The organism is Caballeronia cordobensis, from assembly GCF_001544575.2.
Lineage (GTDB): Bacteria > Pseudomonadota > Gammaproteobacteria > Burkholderiales > Burkholderiaceae > Caballeronia > Caballeronia cordobensis.
In genome coordinates, this window is the sequence record NZ_FCNY02000006.1 from 61,321 (window position 1) to 82,691 (window position 21,371).

The window sequence follows — 21,371 nt, forward strand, 5'->3', positions numbered from 1 at the left end:
AGCGCTTGACGAGCGCTTTCCTGCATCAGAACATCACTCCGCCACAGCGTACCGTTCGAGCCAGTGCGCATACGGCGCGGGCAACGCCCACGACGGCCGCTCGACCTTCAACTGCTTCGCCGCCTGATACGGCCAATGCGGATTCGACAGATGCGCGCGCCCGACCATCACGAGATCGAGTTGCCCCGACTGGACCGCATGCTCCGCGTTGGGCGGCGAATCGAATCCCCATGCCGACGCAACGGGAATCTCCGCTTCGCGGCGCACGCGTTCCGCGATCGGGCCGAGGAACGCCGGCCCCCATGGAATGCGCGCATCGGGCGTCGAAAAGCCGACGCTCACGCTCATCAAATCGAGGCCTCGGCGACGCAGCGTCTTCGTGAGTTCGATCGATTCCTTCAGCGTGGCTTCATCGCGGCCATCGTATTCGATGACGCCGAAGCGCGCCGTCAGCGGCAGGTTCTGCGGCCACACTTCGCGCACCGCATCGAAGGTCTCGACGAGGAAGCGGCTGCGCCCCGCGAGATCGCCGCCGTATTGGTCGTCGCGCTGGTTCGCCTCGACCGAGAAAAAGCTCTGCGCGAGATAGCCGTGCGCGAAGTGCAGTTCGAGCCATTCGAAGCCCGCTTCGAGCGCACGGCGCGCAGCCGCCGCGAAGTCCGCCTTCACGCGCTCGATTTCTTCCAGCGTCATGGCCTTGGGCACTTTCGGCAGACCGCCGCCGAACGCGACCGCCGAAGGCGCGAGCGTGTCCCAGCCGCGCGCGTCGGCGTCGGCGATGTGGTCGTCGCCTTCCCACGGACGGTTCGCGCTCGCCTTGCGCCCCGCATGCGCGATCTGGATACCGGGCACCGCGCCCGCCGCCTTGATCGCCGCGGCGATGTTTTTCATGCCTTCGATCTGCGCATCGTTCCAGAGGCCCGTGCAGCCCGGCGTGATGCGGCCTTCCGGCGACACGCCCGTGGCCTCGACGATCACGAGGCCCGCGCCGCCGCGCGCAAGGCTCGTGTAATGGCTCAGGTGCCAGTCGTTGACGAAGCCATCGATCGCGCTGTACTGACACATCGGCGGAATGGCGATGCGGTTGCGCAGCGTGACGTCCTTCAGTTTGAACGGAGTGAAGAGTGCAGACATCTGGGAATCTCTGTTGAATTGAGGCTTCGAGATTAACCGTTCAGTGTCATAATGAAAACTATCTGCCCGTTATCGTTTCGATAAAATTCTGTGATACTCAATCCGCAATGGCTGCGCACCTTTCTCGCGCTCGTCGATCTCGGCAACTTCACGCGTGCGGCCGAGCGGCTCGATCTGACGCAGGCCGCCGTGAGCCAGCATCTGCGCCATCTCGAAGACGAACTCGGCCTGCTCGTGATTCGCCGTTCGCGCGGCATCGAACTGACGCCTGCGGGCCGTGCGCTGATCGACTATTGCGAAGAGATGGAGCTGGCCGGCAAGCGCCTCACTTCGCGTTTGTCGGACAGCGAAGACGAAGCGGGAGAGATTGGATTGATCACGCCGGGCAGCATCGGGCTCGTGCTGTTTCCGCTGTTGCTCGACCTGCAGCAGCAGCGTCCCGAATGGAAGATGCGTCATCGCTTCGCGCCGGATTCGGAAGTGCTCGAAGCCGTACTGGAGAGCCGCTACGATCTCGGCATCGTTGCGCTGAAGCCCGACGATCCGCGTCTTGCCGCGAGCAAGTTCATCGAAGAGCCGCTCGAACTCGTCGTGCCCGCGAACGCGGACGTGCATGACTGGAGCGATCTGGAGAAGCTCGGTTTCATCGACTATCCGGAAGCGCACGTCACCGCGAGCCGTTTGCTGAGCCGGCGCTTTCCGGGCAATCCGGGCGTGGGCAGCCTGCGGCGGCAGGGCTTCAGCAACCAGATCAGCCTCATTCCGGAATTCGTCGCGCGTGGCCTCGGTTTCACGGTGATTCCGCGCTATGCGCGCATCGCGTTCGGCAAGCCGGAAGCGGTCGGCGTCGTCGAATGCGGCGTGCCCGTGATCGATACGCTGTGGCTCATTCGCCGCGCGGAATGGCCGCTGCCCGCGCGTTGCGCGCGGACCGTGGAGTATCTGCGGGAACGTGTGAGCGCTCCCCCCGTCATCAAGGCCGAGGCGAAGAAGAAGCGGCCAGTCAGGGCGAAACGCTAGTCAATGCCCCCAGCGCAGCACGAGCGGATCGAGCTTGCGCGCGACCTTCAACAGCCCTTCGCGCACGGCGGGCAACATCGGCGCGAGCGGATGACGCACCGCGTCCGAGCGAATCACGCCGCCTTCCTTCATCAGCGTCTTGCACGCCGCGAGACCGCACTGACGGTTCTCGTAGTTGATGAGCGGAAGCCATTGCTGATACAGGTCCGCGGCTCGGTCGGTATCGCCGGCGAAATACGCGTCGACGATCTTGCGGATGCCGTCCGGATAACCGCCGCCCGTCATCGCGCCGTTCGCGCCCGCATCGAAGTCCGGAATCAGCGTGATGGCTTCCTCGCCATCCCACGGGCCGACGATCGCCTCGCCGCCGAGTTCAATCAGTTCGCGCAGCTTCGACGCCGCCTGCGCCGTTTCGATCTTGAAGTACGAGACGTGTTCGATATCGCGCGCGAGCTTCGCGAGAAACGATGCGGACAGCGGCGTTCCCGCGACGGGCGCGTCCTGAATCATGATGGGGATGTCGATTGCATCCGATACTTCGCGATAGAACTCGTGAATGCCGCGCTCGCCGACGCGAATGGTCGCGCCGTGATAGGGCGGCATGATCATGACCATCGCCGCGCCCGCGTCCTGCGCGGCACGGCTGCGCTCGGCGCAGACCCGCGAGCTGAAGTGCGTCGTGGTGACGATCACGGGCACGCGGCCCGCGACATGCTCCAGCACGGTGCGCTGAACGGTGTCGCGCTCGGCGTCGGATAGCGCGAACTGCTCGGAGAAATTCGCGAGTATGCACACGCCGTTCGAACCGGCATCGATCATGAAATCGATGGCGCGCTTCTGGCCTTCGAGATCGAGCTTGCCTTGCTCGTCGAAGATGGTCGGCGCAACGGGAAATACGCCGCGATAAGTCGGTGCAGCCATCGATGTATGTCTCCTTCGATCGGTTTATAGGCGATAGCGCTGGCGCGCGTCGTGAAGTGTGCGAGACTCCGCGGCAACTGACCATTGAATTATTTGCATCACCCTATTTCCTGCGGTTATCGCTCGCATGATAGCGCCGCCGGCGCATTCGCGATTCGAGGCGAACCCGATGCCCGTCTCGAAAGCAAAACGGCTCGCGTCCCGAAGGCACGCGAGCCGCGCATCATCCTGCAACCATTCGGTTTTACGCCACCGCGCGCATGCCCTCGTCATGAAGACGGAACGTCTCGACCGCCGTGCGCAGCGCGCCCGCCTGATCTTCGAGCGATTGCGCCGCCGCCGCCGCTTCCTCGACGAGCGCCGCGTTCTGCTGCGTGACTTCGTCCATCTGCGTGACGGCGCGCGCCACCTGGTCGATGCCGCTGCTCTGCTCTTCCGATGCCGCCGCGATCTCGCCCATGATGTCGGTCACGCGCTGCACCGCCGTGCTGATCTCCGTCATCGTGCGGCCCGCTTCGTCGACGAGCGCCGTGCCTGATTGCACGCGTTCCACCGAGTTGTCGATCAGTTCCTTGATTTCTTTCGCCGCCGCCGACGAGCGCTGTGCCAGCGAGCGCACTTCGCCCGCCACGACCGCGAAGCCGCGGCCTTCCTCGCCGGCGCGCGCCGCTTCCACCGCCGCATTCAAGGCGAGAATGTTCGTCTGGAACGCAATGCCTTCGATGATCGTGATGATGTCGGCGATCTTCGACGAGCTATGGTTGATCTCGCCCATCGTCGTCACGACTTGCGACACGACCTGGCTGCCCTTGCCCGCGATCTCCGAAGCATTGGCCGCGAGCACGCTCGCCTGACGCGCGTTGTCGGCGTTCTGCTTGACGGTGCCCGTGAGCTCATCCATGCTCGACGCGGTTTCCTGCAAAGCGGACGCCTGCTGCTCCGTGCGCGACGAGAGATCCACGTTGCCCGCCGCGATCTGCTTGGTCGCCGAGGCAATCGATTCGCTGCCGCTGCGAACAGTGCGCACCGTATCGATGAGGCTGGCCTGCATCGTCGACAGCCCGCGCAACAATTGGCCCATTTCATCGTTCGACGTGACCTTCACGTTGCTGCGCAGATCGCCGGCCGCGATGGCGTCGAACTGGGCGAGCGCCGCATCGAGCGGGCGCGCGATACGGCTGCGCAGCGAAATCCACGTGTAGAACGCGGCCACCACGCCGACCAGGATCGCGACGATGCTGCCGGTGCGGAACAGGGCGAAGCTCGCCTGACCTTCGTCATAGGCGGTTTGCGCCGATTCGAACTGCAGCTTGCGCACCGCGGCGCCCGATTTCGCGAACTCGTTGAAGGCCGCCTGCATCGCGCCCGCATCGGCGACGATCTTCGCCTGATCCTGCGCGCGCACGTCGGCATAGCCTTGATCAATCAGCTTTTGCAAGGCGAGACGCTGCTCGTTGAACTTGTCGGCGATCTGCTTTTCGCCGGGGCCTTGCGGCAGGGCGTTGTACTTCGTCCAGGCGTCGTCGGAGGTTTTGCGCATCAGCGCGCCGCGGCCGATCGCGTCTTCGGCGGCGGACGGCGTGCTCACGTTGAGCGCCGCGCGGTCGAAGCTCAGACGCTCGCGCGCCATGAACATTTCCGCATTGCCGATCGACACCGCGCTCGGCATTTCATTCGTAAACAGGTCGTAAGTGACCGAGTTGGACCGGCTCATGCCGATCAGTCCGACCAGGCCGATGGCGATCAGAAGCGCGCTCAGCAGCGTCATGGCCAAGGCCAGTCGGCCTTTGATTGTCGAAAACATAGCTCTCTCAAGGTGGCTGCATCGCAAGTGCGCGTGCGCGCCGGCGACGATGCACCGCCTGCGCGCCTCCGGCGAATCTCGTCGGGTGGCCTGTATAACGACCGTGCGGCGATGGCCTTTAGGGGCGGCCCAAAACTTGGGAATCGCTTGCCAAAAACCGTCCTACACTTCATCCGTCTCACGAGAAAGGGTTTCCGCGCATGTCCGCTGACGCGCCGCAGCAATTTCGTCTGACGAGCGAAATCAAGATCTGGCCGCTTTTGCGCGCGCTTGCGGCGCTGTCGCCGTTCGTCGTGCTCGCGCTCGTGACCGGCAATGCGCTGTGGATGAAGGCGTCGCTGCTGGCGATATCCACCGTCATCGCGGAAGACCGGCTCGCGTTGCGGCCGGTGGGCGTGGCGGCGCACGGACTCACGATCATCGCGGGAACGTATTTGCTGCTGCTTGCCGAGCTGGTGCCGGCGTTTTTCATCATTGCGTGCATGCTGCTGGCGGCGGGCGTGATTCTGCTCGCGTCGCGCGGCGAGCGATTGCGCACGCTCGGCACCTGGACCTTCGTTCCGGTGCTCATTCTCGCGAACGAACTGCATGGCGGGCGCACGGTCGAGGCGTTGTTGCGCGCGACGCCCGCATATCTGCCTTATCTGCTGGTGGCGCTCATGCCTGGGGTGATATCGGCTTATCTGCGCTCGCGCGGCAAGCCCGCGGCGCGCTGGTCCAATCTCGACGATTTCGGGGCGCGCACGCCGTTAGGCGAAGATCTCGCGGCGATGCTCGCGAGCGTGGGCATCGCCGGGGTGATGGTCGTCTACTGGCGCATGGAGAATGCGCAATGGGTGATCTGGGGCGCGGCCAGCATCGTGACCGGCGCGGTGGATACGGCGCGCGCCAAGTTGCAGAACCGCGTGATCGGCGTGATGGCGGGGGTGCCGATCGGCATTGTGCTCGGGCGATATCTTCTGCCGCATTCGGGCATGGCCGTCACGCTCGCGACGCTCGCGGGGTTCCTCACGCTCGTCGCGTTTCAGCGTTATGTCGTCGGCTATTTCTTCCGCTGCCTGTTCGTGGCGCTCGCGATCATGCTGGCGAATCAGTCCGTCGCCGAAGCGTTCGAACGGCTCACGCATGTGCTCGCGGGCGGGGTGATCGGGATTGCGTGCGTGTTGGGGATGCATGCGGTGGCGGGGCGGGTGGGGAGGTGAGGGGGCGGGACGGGCGCGTGAAGCCATTTCATGCTGAACCCTGCCGCGCCCTTGGAGCGTGGGCGCGGCGCGCTCTCGATGCCTATGCTTTTCCGTTGCTTGCCGCCGCCTTTTCGTTTATTTCAAGGGCGTTGAATTCAACGACTATTTCAGCGCCGGCGGTGGCGGCTACGAGCGCAATCCGCTTTCCGGGAACCTTGGAAAAGCGGTCCGACTTGGCGAGGATCGAAAGTGCCTGCTCGTATTCGGAATCACCGGGCTGAAGAACCGTAATATCGTAGACGATGTTCAATATGCCAAAGTGTTCGACGACGCAACGGCTCGTGCCAGCAAACGTCAATTCAACTCTTCTTCCCTGGAAGCCAAGACTCAAGACCAACCCGTTGTCTTCGAGCGTCGAAATCGAGTCGATCTGCCAATCGTGAAAATAAACAAAGTTCTTTAGATTATCCATAGCGTTCAGAAGATAGAAACGGGGTTTCCTTGGTCGCGCTTGCCGTTCTCCCAATTGTGAGAATGCGGCGTGCCAAATCCGTGATCGTGGCCGAAGTCGATATCGAAAGCGGCGTCGCCGTTTCCATCGTAGTACCGCCACTGCTTCTTGCCGGAAGGATTCTCAAGCCAGCTATTAGGAGGGCCGCCGGTACTTGGCAACCATGCCGTCTGCATTTCGTCGCTCGGTACGTCTGGCTGATACTCGAACGGCTGCGCATCACTGAGCAATGAATCGCTGTCGCCAGTATCGCCGAGGCCCTTGAGCATTGGATCGCCGCTGCTGTCGTCCGGACCCGCACTGCCGAGCACAGCCTCGGCAACTGCTTCAGCGGCGCCAAGCCAATCAAAGCCGCTCCCACCGCCGCCACTTTTGATCGCGCCACCCGCGCCGGATGCGAAAGCGCGCAAATCCAACACTTCGTCGCTCTTGGCCTTGAAGCTCACGCCGCCTGGCTTCGGCCAGTATTGCGGCGCGTACCACTTGTACACCTCTTGCCCGCTCCACCAGTATCGTTTGCGGTTGATAGCGGGAACGAGGCGACCATCTTGAACGGCGCGGCGCAGCACACGCGTGATGCCGTCACCATCGACGGGTATATCCCAACTCGATACTCGCAACTCGTGACGAATGAAATCGACATACCGCCGGAACTCAGTGCTCAGGTATGCGCGGCGCGGATCGATACGCGCCCGAAACAGCCGGTCGAAATCGCGCCGGTCCTGCTCGATCTGCCTCTGCTGCTCCTTTTCCTTAATGCCGCGCTCTTCGTAGGACAGATCCCCATATGGGTGAGTCCGCCACATAAACCAGTCGATCTGATGAAATTCACGCCGAGTCATCAGCGTGCATTGCCAGCCGAAGCCGCCTGACAGCGGCACGTACAGCGCATTGAACGAACGGCCCCATTCGGGAAACGCCATGTCGCCTCCATAGTTAGCAGGAGTGCAAATCGTAGCGAGCGGCAGCCCCGCGTTTGTCGCCGTGTCTCAATAAACCGGAAGTCCGTAGCATTGACGACGAGCATCCCGCCGTCCTTCGGGCGGTCAAACGCACACAAGCATGCTGCGAATCGCGCACAATATCCGCGCACACGCAAGCAAGCGATTCCCCTGCTCCAAGACCAATGGACTCCCTGATCACCGCCGCAGCCCACGCCCTCGCCGCCGGCGATCCCCTCGGCGCGCTGAACCGCATCGCCTTGCGCGAGGACGCGAGCGCGCTCGCATTACGCGGCATCGCGATGGCGCAGCTCGGCGACTTCCCGCGTGCCCGCGCGCTCCTCAAAGCCGCGACGCGCGCGTTCGGCGCGAAAGCCACACTGGCCCGCTCGCGCTGCATCGTCGCGGAAGCGGAGATCGCGCTGGCGTCGCGCGATCTCGCCTGGCCCGCCAAGGCGCTCGATCATGCGCGCGCCACACTCGAAGCGCATGGTGATCGCGTGAACGCCGCGCATGCGCGCTATCTGGACGTGCGCCGCGCGCTCCTCATCGGACGGCTCGACGACGCCGATCGCATGCTCGCCGAACTCGATCCCGACACGCTGCCCGCCACGCTGCGCACCGCGCACGAACTCATGTCGGCAGGCATCGCGATGCGGCGTCTCCACACGAAGACAGCGCACGCCGCGCTCGAACGCGCGACTCACGCCGCCCGCGAGGCGCGCATTCCCGCATTGGCCGCCGAAGTAGAAAGCGCATGGCGCATCCTCCACGCGCCCGCGGCGCGTCTCATCGGGGATGGAGCCGAGCGCACCCTTCTGCTCGACGAAGTGGAAGCGCTGCTCGCATCGCATGCGTTCGTCGTGGATGCGTGCCGTCTGTGCGTGCGTGAAAACGGCGCGACGATCGCGCTCGCCACACGTCCCGTGCTTTTTACGCTCGCGCGCCTGCTCGCGCAGGCATGGCCCGGCGATGCGCCGCGCGATGCGCTGATCCTGCGCGCGTTTCGCCTGCGGGAAGCGGACGAGACGCATCGGGCGCGGTTGCGCGTCGAAATCGGCCGGTTGCGCACGATGTTGAGCGCCCACGCACACATCGATGCGACGCCGCGCGGCTTCAGGCTGGCGCCGCATCATGCGCGCGAGGTCGCCGTGCTCGCGCCGCCCGTCGAGGACGAATACGCGCCGCTGCTCGCGTGCCTCGCCGATGGCGAATCGTGGTCGAGCTCCGCGCTCGCGATCGCGCTCGGCGCGAGCCAGCGCACCGTGCAGCGTTCGCTCGATGCGCTCGCCCAAAGCGGCAAGGTGCAATCGTTCGGGCGCGGCCGCGCGCGCCGCTGGACCACGCCGCCGATGCCGGGTTTCACGACGGCCTTGTTACTCCCCGTCGAGTTCGCGGGCGACTAGCATGAAGGCACGGTCAACCACGGAGGACGGGAACATGAAACGCGCGAAGGCGGAAATCATCCGCGAATACGGGCCTTTTGCGGATATCGAAGGCGTGCATGGCGTGACGTTCGACGGAGAGCGCGTGTGGTTCGCCGCCGGCGACACGCTCAACGCGTTCGATCCGGAGAGCGGCGAGCAGGCGCGCTCGCTGAAGGTCCCCGCGCATGCGGGCACGGCGTTCGACGGCGAGCATCTGTTCCAGATCGCCGAGGACCGCATCCAGAAGATCGATCCGAAAACGGGCAGCGTGCTGTCGACGATTCCCGCGCCGGGCGGCGGCGCCGATTCGGGTCTCGCGTGGGCCGAAGGCACGCTCTGGGTCGGCCAGTACAACGAGCGCAAGATTCATCAGATCGATCCGGAGAACGGCGCGATCCTGCGCACCATCGAGTCGAATCGCTTCGTCACGGGCGTCACGTGGGTCGAGGGCGAACTGTGGCACGCCACCTGGGAAGGCGACGAAAGCGAGCTGCGGCATATCGATCCGCAATCGGGCGAGGTCATCGAGCGGCTGGACATGCCCGAAGGCGTCGGCGTGTCGGGGCTCGAATCGGACGGACACGAGCGCTTTTTCTGCGGCGGCGGACGCACCGGCAAAGTGCGCGCCGTGCGCAAGCCCAAGCGCGGTTGAGCTTACTAAAGACTTTCCCCGTTCCGCCGATAAACACGCATTGAACCAAGCGGAACAGGGCGAAAGCAGTGCAGACGAGAGCGACCGATTTTCTCGGGACCATTGGCGAGAACGTCGCCAGGAACCTGCCAGCCATCGGACTTGCGCGCCGTTTCGATGCGCTCGGCCCGTTGTCGCTCGCCGTGCTCATCGCCGCATGCGGCACCTTTTTCGTGCCGCTGCCGTGGAACGTGGCGCTCGCCGCGCTCGTCATCTGCATGGCGCTCGCCGTGCATCGCATGCAGGTGGCCAAACGCGACGTCTTCGTCGCGCGTCAGGTCGCGCACGGGCTGCTGTCCATCGCGGAGGACTGCCTCAAGCTGATCTCGCTCGAAGGCCGCATCATGTGCATTTCGGAGGTCGGCCGGCGTCTCATCGAAGCGGATTGCGCCGACGATCTCGTCGGCGTCGACTGGCTCGCGCTCTGGGACGGCCCCGACGCGCGGCATGCGTTCGAGCGCGCGAAGGCGGGCGAATCGACTTCGTTTTCCGGCGCGTGCCGCACGCTGAACGGCAAGCTGAAATGGTGGACGTCGAACTTCGCGCCGGTCTATGGCGAGCACGGCCAGGTCACGGCCGTGCTGTGCAAGTCGCGCGACATCACCGCGGAAGTGAAGCTCATCGACGAACTGCGCGGCAACGCGCGCGTGCAAAAGGACATGGAAGACCATGTCGATGCCGTCTTCTGGACCGCGACGCATGATTTCCGCGAACTGCTGCACGTGAGCTCGGCCTTCGAGCGCATGTGGGAAATGCCGGTGTCCGCGCTCGAAGTCGATCAGACCGCGTGGTCGCAGCGCGTGCATGCCGACGATCTGCCCGCCCTGCGCGACGAAATGCGCACGGCCGTCAACACGGGCGCGGCGAGGCAGAGCTATTTCCGCCTGTGCCTGCCGCATGACCGCACGCGCTGGGTGCGCGCGGACATCTATCCGGTCACCGAAGACGGCGCGGTCTCGCGGGTCGTGAGCGTGTGCGTCGACGCCACCGACGAGCGCCAGCGCCTTCAGGAATTGCATCGGCTCGCGAATACCGACAGCCTCACGGGCCTCTCCAACCGCAACGCGATGATGGACGCGCTCGTGAAGCGCTGCGAATCGGAGACGCCGTTCGCGTATCTGTTCGTCGATATCGACCGCTTCAAGTCCATCAACGATACGGCGGGGCATATCGCGGGCGACGCCGTGTTGCGCACCATCGCGCGGCGCATCCAGGAGACGCTGCCCGACGGCGCCGTGGCCGCGCGTCCGGGCGGCGACGAGTTCACGGTGATCCTGCCCGGCGCGTTCGAGCAGGAGAGCATCGCGCGCGCGTGCCGCAGGCTGTCGCTCGCGTGTCATCGTCCGATCGCCATCGACTGCAAGAGCCTGACGATGACCTGCTCGATCGGCGTCGCGCTGTATCCGGAGCACGGGCGCACGCCCGAAGCGCTCTTCATCGGCGCCGACATGGCGATGTACGCCGCGAAACGCGCGGGCCGCAACACCTTCCGCGTGTTCGGCGACCGCGAAAAGGACGATCTCGCGCGCGCGCATCTCGAAGCGGAATTGCACGGCGCGATTCGCGAGAATCAGTTCGTGCTGCACTATCAGCCGCAATATGTCGTGGAGTCGGGCGCGCTCGTCGGCGTGGAGGCCTTGCTGCGCTGGGATCATCCGCAGCTCGGGCTGCTTGCGCCCGGCGCGTTCGTGCCGGTGCTGGAAGAGAGCACGCTGATCGTCGAGGCGGGGCATTGGGTGATCCGCGAGGCCGTGCTGGCGGCGGCGCGCCTCACGCTCGCGCTGCCCGAGGTGCGCTCGGTCGCGGTCAACGTGTCGCCGAAGCAGTTCCGCGACCCGCGTCTCGTGTCCGTGCTCAAGGCGGCGATCAAGCGCGGCTCCATCGCTTCGCACCGCATTACGCTGGAGATCACCGAGTCGGCGCTGATCGACAACGTCGACGACGCGCAGGAAGTGTTGTCGAATGTCCGCGCAATGGGCGTGCGTATCGCCATCGACGATTTCGGCACGGGGTATTCGAGCCTCAGCTATCTGGCGCGCTTCCGGCCGGACGTGCTGAAGCTCGACAAGACTTTCGTCGATAACATCGCGACCGACACGATGGCGCGCACGGTCGTGGAAGGCGTGATCGATCTCGCGCACAAGCTCGGCGTGACGGTGGTCGCGGAGGGCGTCGAGACGCGCGAGCAGCTCGACGCGCTGCGCGCGGTGCGTTGCGACAAGGTGCAGGGATTCCTGCTGAGCCGTCCCGTGCCGCTGGACAGGTTGATGACGCAGGCCGAGGAGCAGGACATCGCGCTCGCGCGCTGAAGGCGCGCGGCGTTATCATCGCCGCATTACGGAGAAAAGCGATGAAAACCGTATCGTTGCGTGTTGCGCTCGGATTGTCCGGCTTGATGGTCAGCGCGCTCGCGCTCGCGCAATCCGCGCCGCCGTGTACGGGCGCGAGCACGTCCGTTCAGGTGCGCGACTTCACCGTGGTCTCTTCGGGCAGTACCTCGCATTTTCCCGGCTCGCGGCTGCGCGCCGCGCGCAATACGATGCAGATCGAACAAAACGCATCGGCGCTGGCCGAAGGCATCGTCAGGGCGCTGAATGCGAAGGGTATCGCCGCGTGCCATCTGACGGCGCAATCCGGATCGTCCGCGCCGCCCGCATCGGGCTGGCTCGTGACCGGCGAGTTCGACGAAACGCTGTCGTCGGGATTCGGCGGCGCCTTGCCCTCGATGGGTTCGTCGGACAAATCGCCCAACACGCATGTCACCGTGCAACTCGCGAATCTCACGGCGAGCCCCGACGCGCCGCTTTCGCAAATCGATACCAGCAGCCAGCTCAAAGGACAGAAATCGGCGGCGGCGCCCAAGCCCTACGGCGCGGCGGCGCGTTTCGTCATCCACAAGACCGAAGCCATTTCATCGCTCGATGCGCTCGCAAGCACGATCGCGGACGAAATCGCGGCGCAAAAGACGAAAATGGAAAGCGGCGCGCAGTGACGCGCCGCTTCGCTCAAGCCTCCGATGTGCTCGCGCTCCACGGCATCTGACGGTTTGCGGCTCATCACATAAGGCAGCAAGCGCCGTCCCGCGCGCGAATCACAGCGCAAGAACTGGGGTGCGGGCGCACGGCGCATCCGTGACGATGAAGCCATCCGATCCCGTCACGGAGCACGCCCGATGCGCTTTCCCGCCGCTTTCCAACGCCTCGCCTGGTCGAACCTGCTCGCGCAATCGGCGGAGCAGATCGGCCTCGCCGCCGCGCCGCTCGCCGCCGTGTTCGCGCTCGGCGCGTCTGCCGCCGACATCGGCCTGCTGCAGAGCGCCCAGACGCTGCCGTTTCTGTTGCTGTCGATGCCCCTCGGCGTGCTCGCCGATCGCCGCTCGCGCCGCGCGCTGATGACCGCCGCCGAATGCGCCCGCGCGCTCGCCATGGCCTGCGTGCTGCTGCTCGCGCTGTCGCACGCGTTGACGCTGCCGCTGCTCGCGCTGCTGGGCTTTATCGGCGCGACCGGCACCGTCGCCTACAACGTCGCCGCGCCCGCGCTCGTCCCGGCGCTGGTCGAACGTGCCGCGCTGCCCGCCGCGAACGGGCGCATCGAGCTCGCGCGCAGCGTCGCGTATTCGGCGGGGCCGGCCTTGGGCGGGCTCATCGTCGGATGGATCGGCGCGGGCTGGGCGTATGGCTGCGCGGCGGGCCTGTCGGCATCGGCGGCGATGCTGCTCGCGGGATTGCGCGAACCGCCGCGCCGTCCCGCCGTCGCGCGGCATTTTCTGACGGAACTGCGCGAAGGCGCGCGTTTCGTCGCCGGCGATGCGCTGCTGCGCCCGATGCTCGCCACCGCCGTGTTCTTCAACATCGGCTTTTTTACCTTGCAGTCGATGTACGTGCCGTATGCGGTGCAGCGCCTGGGCCTGAGCGCATCGGCGGTCGGCGTGACGCTCGGCGCATACGGCGCCGGCATGGTGTGCGGCGCGCTCGCCGCGCCCGCGGTCGCGCGGCGCATGGCATTCGGCCGCATGCTGCTGGTCGGGCCGTTTTGCGGGCTGGCCGCATCGCTCGTGATGGTCGCGACGCTCGCCGCGCCGTCGTTCTGGCTCGCCGCATCGAGCTTCTTTCTGCTCGGCGCGGGGCCGATCCTGTGGACCGTCGGCTCGACGACGCTGCGCCAGGCCATCACGCCCGCGCACATGCTGGGCCGCGTATCGGCGCTCAACGGCACGGCGACCTACGGCGCGCGGCCGCTCGGCGCGCTCGCGGGCGCGGCGATCAGCGCGCGCTTCGGCATGGGGCCGTGCCTCGTCGCGGCGGCGCTCGCGTTCGCCGTGCAGGCGTGGATCATTGCGATGTCGCCGGCGGCGCGCCTCGCCGGTGTGCCCGATTGCGCGGCGGTTTGACGGGCGCGCGCGCGAACATCGGCATGCGGCTCAGAATCCAGTCGAGCAATTCCTGCGGCCCGGCCGCGAGCGGACGCCCCGTCTTCACGAGCAGCTTCGCCTGCGCGCTTTCGAAAAGCGGATGCGCGATCGGCACCGTGGTCAGCTCGCCACTCGCCAGCTCGCGATACGCGGCGAATTCGCCGATCAGCGTCATGAAGTTCTCCGCCGCGACGAAGCGTTTCAGCGCGCCGAGCGAATTCGTCGTGAGCGTCGGGCGGATCGCGAGGTTGTCGGTGGTTTCCAGCATCTTCACGACATGGCCGATGCCGAACGTAGGCGGCATCAGCGCGAGCGGATAGTCGAGCAGATCGCCGATCCGCGCGACGCCGCCGCGCGTCGCCAACGGATGATCGCGCCGCGCGAGCAGCACGACCGGCTGCGGCGAGCTCGCGCGCACCTCGACACGCGCATGCGGCGGCGGATTGTACGCAAGCCCGATATGCGCGCGGCTTTGCGCGACTTCTTCGAGCAGATCGTCGACGGCGAGCATCTGCACGTCGATCTCCAGACGCGGATAACGCGCGCAGAAGGGCGCGAGCACGTCATCGACGAGCGTATCGACATAGCCTTCGCTCACCGCGAGGCGAATCTCGCCCTGCTGCAAGCCCTTCAGCGCGTGCAACTGGTCTTCGAGCTTTTCCTGCTGAGACCGGTAGCCTCGCCAGAACTCCAGCAAATGAAACGCCGCTTCGGTCGGCCGCACGCCGCGCGCCTCGCGCTCGAAGAGCGTCGTGTCGAGTTCGTCTTCCAGCAGCCTGATTTGCCGCGCGATCACGGAAGGCGAGGTGTTCAGATGATCCGCCGCGCCGCGGATCGTGCCGTGCGCCAGCACTTCGTGAAAGTAACGCAGGCGTTGCTGATTGATTTCGCGCATGGTCGATGCATCCCGTGTGTTGCTCACAGAGCAACGATACGTGAACTTAGTTGCTCTTGCTCACATACTCGCACGCGTTCAAGATGGGTTCACCCGAAAAACGGGGGAGACAATCAAGGAGACGCAGATGTCGACGATTCAGACCCTGCGAGGCGGCGATGCCGTTTCGGCGCTCTACAGCAGAATCAACTGGCGGCTCCTGCCGCTCCTGATCGCGTGTTACATGTTCGCTTATCTGGACCGCGTGAACGTGGGCTTCGCGAAGCTTCAGATGCAAAGCGACCTCGGCTTCTCCGACGCGGCGTACGGCGTCGGCGCGGGCATTTTCTTCATCGGTTACGTGCTCTTCGAGATTCCCAGCAATCTGATGCTGCCGAAGATCGGCGCGCGTCTCACCTTCAGCCGCATTCTCGTGCTGTGGGGCATCACGTCGGCGTGCATGCTCTTCGTGCACAACGTGCCCGCGTTCTACGCGATGCGCTTCATGCTCGGCGTGTTCGAAGCGGGCTTCGCGCCGGGCATGATCTATTACCTCTCGAACTGGTACGGACCGAAGCGCATGGCGCGCGCGATCGCGCTCGTGTTCGTCGCGGGGCCGCTCGGCGGCGTGGTCGGCGGGCCGCTTTCGGCGTGGCTGATTTCGTCGCTCTCGGGCGTCGGCGGGCTGGCCGGCTGGCAATGGATGTTTCTCGTCGAAGGGCTGCCGTGCCTCGCGCTCGGCGCGCTCGTGTGGTTCAAGCTGGCGAACCGTCCCGCCGATGCACGCTGGCTCACGCAGGACGAGAAGCGTCTCGTCGAAGCGGAAGTCGGGGGTCATGGCAACGCATCGCATCGCATCGAATCGTTCGCGGAAATCGCGAAGAATCCGCGTATCTATGTGCTGGCGCTCGCGTACTTCTGCATCATCTTCCCGATCTACGCGATCAGCTTCTGGCTGCCGACGCTCGTCAAGGAGCAGGGCGTGAGCGACACGCTGCGCCTCGGCTGGTATGTCGCGATTCCGTATGTTGCCGCCGCCGTCGCGATGTACGCCGCGGGCCGCCGTTCCGACCGCGTCGGCGAGCGCCGCTATCACAGCGCGCTGCCGGCGCTCGGCGCGGCCGTGCTGCTGACGCTGACGCCGTACGCATCCGGCAATCTCGCCGCCACGCTCACGCTGCTCACGCTCGCCACCGCCTGCATGTGGATGGCCTATACGGTCTTCTGGGCGATTCCCTCCGAGACCATCTCCGGTCCGGCTGCCGCGGGCGGCATTGCGCTCATCAACACGATCGGCCTGTCGGGCGGCTTCTGGGGTCCGGCCGTGTTCGGCTGGGTCAAGTCCGCGACCGGCAGCACGCACGGCGGATTGCTCGTGATGGCGTGCATGGCCGCGCTCTCGTGCGTGCTGATCCTCGCGAACAAGCACAGGGGGGCTGCTGCGGAAACCCGCACGGCCTGACATCATTCAATCGAACCGGAAAACGACACTCACCATGAAGATCCTCATCGCAGGTTTCCAGCACGAGACGAACACCTTTGCGCCGACCAAGGCGAGCTATCAGAGCTTCATTCAGGGCGAAGGATTCCCGCCGATGGCGCACGGCGACGATGTGCTCAAGCTGCGCGACGTGAACGTGCCGATCGGCGGCTTCATTCAATGGGCCGAAGCGCAAGGTCACGAACTCATTCCGGTGATCTGGGCGGGCGCGAGCGCCTCGGCGCATGTGACGGAAGACGCCTATGAACGCATCGCGGGCGCGATCGTGGAACGTGTGCGGGCGGGCGGCTTCGATGCGATCTATCTCGATCTGCACGGCGCGATGGTCGCCGAGCATCTCGACGACGGCGAGGGCGAGCTGCTCTCGCGTGTACGCGGCATTGTCGGCGACGACATGCCGCTCGTCGTCTCGCTCGATCTTCACGCGAACGTCACCGCGCGCATGGTGGAACTGGCCGATGCGCTCGTCGCGTATCGCACGTATCCGCATGTGGATATGGCCGAGACGGGCTTGCGCGCCGCGCATCTGCTGGCGCAGCGCATCGAGCATGGCAAGCGGTTCGCGAGCGCGATGCGCCGCATTCCCTTCCTGATTCCGGTGAACGGCATGTGCACGCTCGTCGAGCCGGCGCGCGGCATGTACGGGACGCTCGAAGCGCTCGAAAAAGACGTGGTGTCGCTCTCGTTCGCGCCGGGTTTTCCGGCATCCGATTTCGATGAATGCGGCCCGGTGTTCTGGGGCTACGCGCTCGATCAGGATGCGGCGGAACGTGCGGTGGACGCGCTGTACACGCAACTCGTGGACAACGAAGCACGCTGGGACGTGCCGTTCCTCTCGCCCGACGAAGCCGCGCGCGAAGCCATCGAGGCGAGCCGCGCCGCGACGAAGCCCGTGATCATCGCGGACACGCAGGACAATCCCGGCGTCGGCGGCGATTCGAACACCATGGGCATGGTCCGCGCGCTCCTGCGCAACGGCGCGCGCGACGCGGCCGTGGGCGTGATCTGGGACGAGCGGGCGGCGCGGGCGGCGCATCGTGCGGGCGTCGGCGCGCGTATCGCGCTGGCGCTCGGCGGCGGCTCGAACGTGCCGGGCGACTCACCGCTCGAAGGCGAGTTCGAAGTCGAGTATCTCTCCGACGGTCGCTTCCGCTTCGACGGCCCGATGCTCAACGGCATGTCGGGCGAGCTCGGGCCGACGGCATGCCTGCGTATCGACGGCGTGCGCATCGCCGTGAGCAGCATCAAGATGCAGGTGTTCGACCGCAATCTCTTTCGCGTTGCGGGCATCGAGCCCGAGCGCATGAAGATTCTCGTCAACAAGAGCTCGGTGCATTTTCGCGCGGACTTCGAGCCGATCGCCGAGCGCATTCTCGTGGCGAAAGCGCCCGGCCCGATGGCCGCCGATCCGGCCGATCTGCCGTGGCGCAATCTCGATGCGCGCATGCGCGTGCGTCCGATGGGGCCGACGCTCGCGGCGCTGCGGGCATCGGCTGCATAACGTGACGTGACGTGACGTGCTTTCCCGCCAACTGAACAACATCAAAAAGGAGCAATGCGATATGACGGATCAGATCAACGCGTGGCGCCGACGCTTCATCGGCACGACGATCGCGAGCGTCGGCGCGATGCAGCTCGGTTTCAGCGATCTCGTGCGCGCGCAGACCACGCGGCCCGCGAAGGCGGACTTCGCGCCGCTTCGCCAGATCGATGCGGGCACGCTGAACGTCGGCTATGCGGAAGCCGGGCCGGCGAACGGTCCCGCGGTGATCCTGCTGCACGGCTGGCCCTACGATATCTACAGCTTCGCCGAAGTCGCGCCGATGCTCGCGGCGCAGGGTTATCGCGTGATCGTGCCGTATCTGCGCGGCTACGGCACGACGCGCTTTCTCTCCGCCGACACGCCGCGCAACGGGCAGCAGGCGGTGGTCGCGGTCGATATCATCGCGCTCATGGATGCGCTGAAGATCCAGAAGGCCGCGTTCGGCGCGTTCGACTGGGGCGCGCGCACGGCGAACATCATCGCGGCGCTGTGGCCGGAGCGCGTCCGTTCGATGGTATCGGTGAGCGGCTATCTGATCGGCAGCCAGCAGGCGAATCGCGCGCCCTTGCCGCCGAAGGCCGAGTTCGCGTGGTGGTATCAGTTCTACTTCGCGACCGAACGCGGCCAGGCGGGTTACGAAGCGAATCGCCACGATTTCAACAAGCTGATCTGGCAACTCGCCTCGCCGAAATGGAACTTCGACGACGCGACCTATGACCGCTCGGCGAAGTCGTTCGAGAATCCGGATCATGTCGCGGTGGTGATCCACAACTATCGCTGGCGGCTCGGGCTCGCGCAGGGCGAGGCGCAATACGACGCGCTCGAGCAGCGTCTCGCGACCGCGCCGACGATCGGCGTGCCCACGATCACGATGGAAGGCGACGCCAACGGCGCGCCGCATCCCGATCCCGGGGCGTATGCGAAGAAGTTCACCGGGAAGTACGCGCATCGGAACGTCGCGGGCGGGATCGGACACAACCTGCCGCAAGAAGCGCCCAAGGCATTCGCCGATGCGGTGATCGACGCGGACCGCATGTAACTCAGCCCGAAACTTCAGCCGAAGTGCGATTTTGTTCGCCTTCGGCTTGCGCGTCTTCGCGAACTGAAGACAGGGCAGCCAACGCGCAGCCCTTTCAGGCCATAAACAGAACGATTACGTCAGCCTGTCAAACGATTTTCACATTCATTTCCTACAGTAGCGCGTCAACCGGCACGTCGGACCGCAACGGCCCGAGAGAAAGACGTTCATCGCCGGTACACAAACCACAATCAAGGAAATGAAACCACACATGGCGCAGTCACTCGACCTTTCCCGCCGCAAAGCCCTGAAGATTCTCGCCGGCGCGCCGATGCTGCCGCTCGGCGGCGCGGCCACCGCGGCGCTGCTCACGGCCGCGTGCGGCGGCAGCGACAGCAACGCCGCCACGCCCGCGCCCGTGTCGAACGCCGCGTTCACCACGGCCACGTTCACCGGAATGGCGGCGCCGTCGCTGGCCGATCCCGCCGCGATGGCGAAAACCACGGTCGCCTCGACGATGACCGTGAACTTCAGCGACGGCAGCAACCGCGCGTACAAGCTCGCGTATCAGCCGTTCTTCATGACGGGCGATACCGTGCCGAACACGGCGGGCGGCACGATCGTCGCGGGCGGCTACTTCGATATCGCCAATCAGCCGATCATCGACCGCTCGGCGGCGGGCAAGGAACGTCAGTTCTTCTCGGACTGCCCGGACGGCACATCGCTCATCAAGATCGACAATGCGACGGTGAAAGGCGTGAAGGGCAACGCCGTGTTCGCGGTCGTGCAGTTCGAATACGCCACGCGCGACCAGAGCGCGGCCAGCATGTACGGCCGCCTGCCGTCGCCGATCGCCGTGCTCACGCTCGACCAGGACCCGTCGACGGGCAAGCTCACGCTCGTGAGCTACGCGAACGTCGACACGTCGAAGGCGCATGGCCTGTGGATCACGTGCGGCGCGAGCCTGTCGCCGTGGAACACGCATCTTTCGAGCGAAGAGTACGAGCCGGACGCCGCGCTCGCCTCGACCGACGCCCAGTTCAAGGCCTACAGCAAGAACCTCTATGGCGACGAAACCAAAGCGCGTCCGTATCACTATGGCCATGTGCCCGAAGTCACCGTGCATCCGGACGGCACGGGCACGATCAAGAAGCACTATTGTCTTGGGCGCATTTCGCACGAACTGATTCAGGTGATGCCCGACCAGCGCACCGTGATGATGGGCGACGACGCCACCAACGGCGGCGTCTTCATGTTCGTCGCAGACCGGCAAGCGGATCTTTCCGCGGGCACGCTCTATGTCGCGAAGTGCGCGCAGACCTCGTCGGCGGGCGCGGGCTCGGCCACGCTGACGTGGATGAACCTCGGTCACGCGACGAGCGACGAGATCGAGAATCTCGCCAACACGCTGACGATCGCCGACATCATGGATGTCGTCACCGACGAGAAAGTCGGTGCGACGCTGGATGCGAGCTACACGCGCATCCACTTCAGCGGCAAGTACAACTGGATTCGCATCAAGCCGGGCATGGAGAAGGCGGCCGCGTTCCTGGAAACGCACCGCTACGCCGCGCTGCGCGGCGCGAGCATGAGCTTCACGAAGCTCGAAGGCACGACGGTCGATGCGAAGAGCAAGGTCGTCTACACGGCGATGTCGCAGATCGTTTCGTCGATGATCAAGGGCAACGCGCATTCGGTGGACATCGCGCTCGACAAGGCCATCAACGCGGGCGCGGTGTATGCGCTCAACCTGAAGGGCGGCCAGCGCGATCTCGCGGGCGCCGCGATCGACAGCGAATGGGTGCCGGTGGACATGGCCGCGCCCGCCGCGCTCGTCGGCGAGGATCTCGCATCCGCCGATGCGCTCGGCAATCTGTCGAACCCGGAGCGCATCGCGAATCCCGACAACCTGAAGTTCTCGGAGAAGCTGCGCACGCTCTTTATCGGCGAGGACAGCGGCCGTCACGTCAACAACTTCCTGTGGGCGTACAACGTCGATACCAAGTCGCTGACGCGCATTCTGTCGACGCCGTCGGGCGCGGAATCGACGGGCCTGCACGCGGTCGACGAGATCAACGGCTGGACCTACATCATGAGCAACTTCCAGCACGCGGGCGACTGGGAAGCTGCGCTGCATGGCAAGGTGCAGGCGACGCTCGATCCGCTCATCCGCGCGAACTATAAGGATCGGTTCGGCGCGGCGGTGGGGTATTTGACGGCCGATTTGACGTCGATCAGGCTCGCCTGACGAGGCGGTGCAGCGGCAGCGAGGCATCGCGCCTCGCTTGGCCGATGCAGCCTCCATGCGTGCTTCTCGATGGTCGCTGAAAAAAGAAACGCCGCGAACGATGGTCGCGGCGTTGCCTTTTTACCCGATCGAAACGCGCCCGG

At 65.4% G+C, this 21,371-nt stretch carries 17 protein-coding genes; 11 read left to right on the forward strand and 6 right to left on the reverse strand.

Annotated elements, in window-relative coordinates; all coding sequences use genetic code 11:
* Window positions 1–33: 33 nt before the first annotated feature.
* The gene (locus tag AWB70_RS12985; RefSeq protein ID WP_045461531.1) at window positions 34–1,134 is read right to left on the reverse strand and encodes an NADH:flavin oxidoreductase/NADH oxidase; all 1,101 of its coding nucleotides are present in this window, start codon (window positions 1,132–1,134) and stop codon (window positions 34–36) included.
* A 93-nt stretch (window positions 1,135–1,227) separates the two neighbouring features.
* Here AWB70_RS12985 and AWB70_RS12990 point away from each other — a divergent pair, with 93 nt between their 5' ends.
* On the forward strand, window positions 1,228–2,154 hold the full coding sequence (locus AWB70_RS12990; protein ID WP_014252739.1) for a LysR family transcriptional regulator: 927 nt from the start codon (window positions 1,228–1,230) through the stop codon (window positions 2,152–2,154).
* On the opposite strand, the gene AWB70_RS12995 is transcribed toward AWB70_RS12990, so the two are convergent.
* Window positions 2,155–3,075 (reverse strand): dihydrodipicolinate synthase family protein, encoded by a 921-nt coding sequence (locus AWB70_RS12995; RefSeq protein ID WP_045461528.1) that lies wholly within the window; start codon window positions 3,073–3,075, stop codon window positions 2,155–2,157.
* Between the two features lie 244 nt (window positions 3,076–3,319).
* Window positions 3,320–4,843 (reverse strand): methyl-accepting chemotaxis protein, encoded by a 1,524-nt coding sequence (locus AWB70_RS13000; RefSeq protein ID WP_235024232.1) that lies wholly within the window; start codon window positions 4,841–4,843, stop codon window positions 3,320–3,322.
* Between the two features lie 236 nt (window positions 4,844–5,079).
* Here AWB70_RS13000 and AWB70_RS13005 point away from each other — a divergent pair, with 236 nt between their 5' ends.
* On the forward strand, window positions 5,080–6,081 hold the full coding sequence (locus AWB70_RS13005) for an FUSC family protein (RefSeq protein ID WP_053571630.1): 1,002 nt from the start codon (window positions 5,080–5,082) through the stop codon (window positions 6,079–6,081).
* Between the two features lie 82 nt (window positions 6,082–6,163).
* On the opposite strand, the gene AWB70_RS13010 is transcribed toward AWB70_RS13005, so the two are convergent.
* Together AWB70_RS13010 and AWB70_RS13015 are read right to left on the reverse strand one after the other, a co-directional pair.
* On the reverse strand, window positions 6,164–6,535 hold the full coding sequence (locus tag AWB70_RS13010; RefSeq protein ID WP_053571629.1) for a hypothetical protein: 372 nt from the start codon (window positions 6,533–6,535) through the stop codon (window positions 6,164–6,166).
* 5 nt (window positions 6,536–6,540) lie between these two features.
* Window positions 6,541–7,497, reverse strand: a complete 957-nt coding sequence (locus AWB70_RS13015) for a hypothetical protein (RefSeq protein WP_053571628.1) — start codon at window positions 7,495–7,497, stop codon at window positions 6,541–6,543.
* 203 nt (window positions 7,498–7,700) lie between these two features.
* Between AWB70_RS13015 and AWB70_RS13020 the strand changes: the two genes are divergently transcribed.
* From AWB70_RS13020 to AWB70_RS13040, 5 genes are all read left to right on the forward strand, one after another.
* Entirely contained in the window at window positions 7,701–8,921 is a 1,221-nt protein-coding gene (locus AWB70_RS13020) for a hypothetical protein (RefSeq protein ID WP_053571627.1), read from the forward strand.
* Between the two features lie 34 nt (window positions 8,922–8,955).
* On the forward strand, window positions 8,956–9,594 hold the full coding sequence (locus AWB70_RS13025; protein ID WP_053571626.1) for a Vgb family protein: 639 nt from the start codon (window positions 8,956–8,958) through the stop codon (window positions 9,592–9,594).
* Between the two features lie 68 nt (window positions 9,595–9,662).
* A complete protein-coding gene (locus AWB70_RS13030; RefSeq protein WP_053571625.1) occupies window positions 9,663–11,942 on the forward strand; it encodes a sensor domain-containing protein in 2,280 nt (759 codons plus the stop codon).
* A gap of 41 nt (window positions 11,943–11,983) precedes the next feature.
* Window positions 11,984–12,625, forward strand: coding sequence for a hypothetical protein (locus AWB70_RS13035; RefSeq protein ID WP_053571624.1), 642 nt, complete (start codon window positions 11,984–11,986; stop codon window positions 12,623–12,625).
* A gap of 180 nt (window positions 12,626–12,805) precedes the next feature.
* Complete coding sequence (locus tag AWB70_RS13040) at window positions 12,806–14,023, forward strand: MFS transporter (protein WP_053571623.1); 1,218 nt, start codon at window positions 12,806–12,808, stop codon at window positions 14,021–14,023.
* Here AWB70_RS13040 and AWB70_RS13045 read toward each other — a convergent pair.
* On the reverse strand, window positions 13,965–14,939 hold the full coding sequence (locus AWB70_RS13045) for a LysR family transcriptional regulator (protein WP_053571622.1): 975 nt from the start codon (window positions 14,937–14,939) through the stop codon (window positions 13,965–13,967). The two genes, AWB70_RS13040 and AWB70_RS13045, sit on opposite strands and share 59 nt — an antisense overlap.
* 127 nt (window positions 14,940–15,066) lie before the next feature.
* On the opposite strand from AWB70_RS13045, the gene AWB70_RS13050 reads away from it, so the two are divergent.
* The 4 genes from AWB70_RS13050 (at window position 15,067) to AWB70_RS13065 (ending at window position 21,228) form a co-directional block, all read left to right on the forward strand.
* On the forward strand, window positions 15,067–16,380 hold the full coding sequence (locus tag AWB70_RS13050; RefSeq protein ID WP_053571621.1) for an MFS transporter: 1,314 nt from the start codon (window positions 15,067–15,069) through the stop codon (window positions 16,378–16,380).
* Window positions 16,381–16,414: 34 nt separating this feature from the next.
* A complete protein-coding gene (locus tag AWB70_RS13055; protein WP_053571620.1) occupies window positions 16,415–17,920 on the forward strand; it encodes a M81 family metallopeptidase in 1,506 nt (501 codons plus the stop codon).
* Between the two features lie 61 nt (window positions 17,921–17,981).
* Window positions 17,982–19,001 carry an alpha/beta fold hydrolase gene (locus AWB70_RS13060; RefSeq protein ID WP_053571619.1) on the forward strand — a complete coding sequence of 340 codons (1,020 nt, stop codon included), beginning with the start codon at window positions 17,982–17,984 and terminating at the stop codon, window positions 18,999–19,001.
* Between the two features lie 250 nt (window positions 19,002–19,251).
* Entirely contained in the window at window positions 19,252–21,228 is a 1,977-nt protein-coding gene (locus AWB70_RS13065) for a PhoX family protein (RefSeq protein WP_053571618.1), read from the forward strand.
* Window positions 21,229–21,371: the final 143 nt, after the last annotated feature.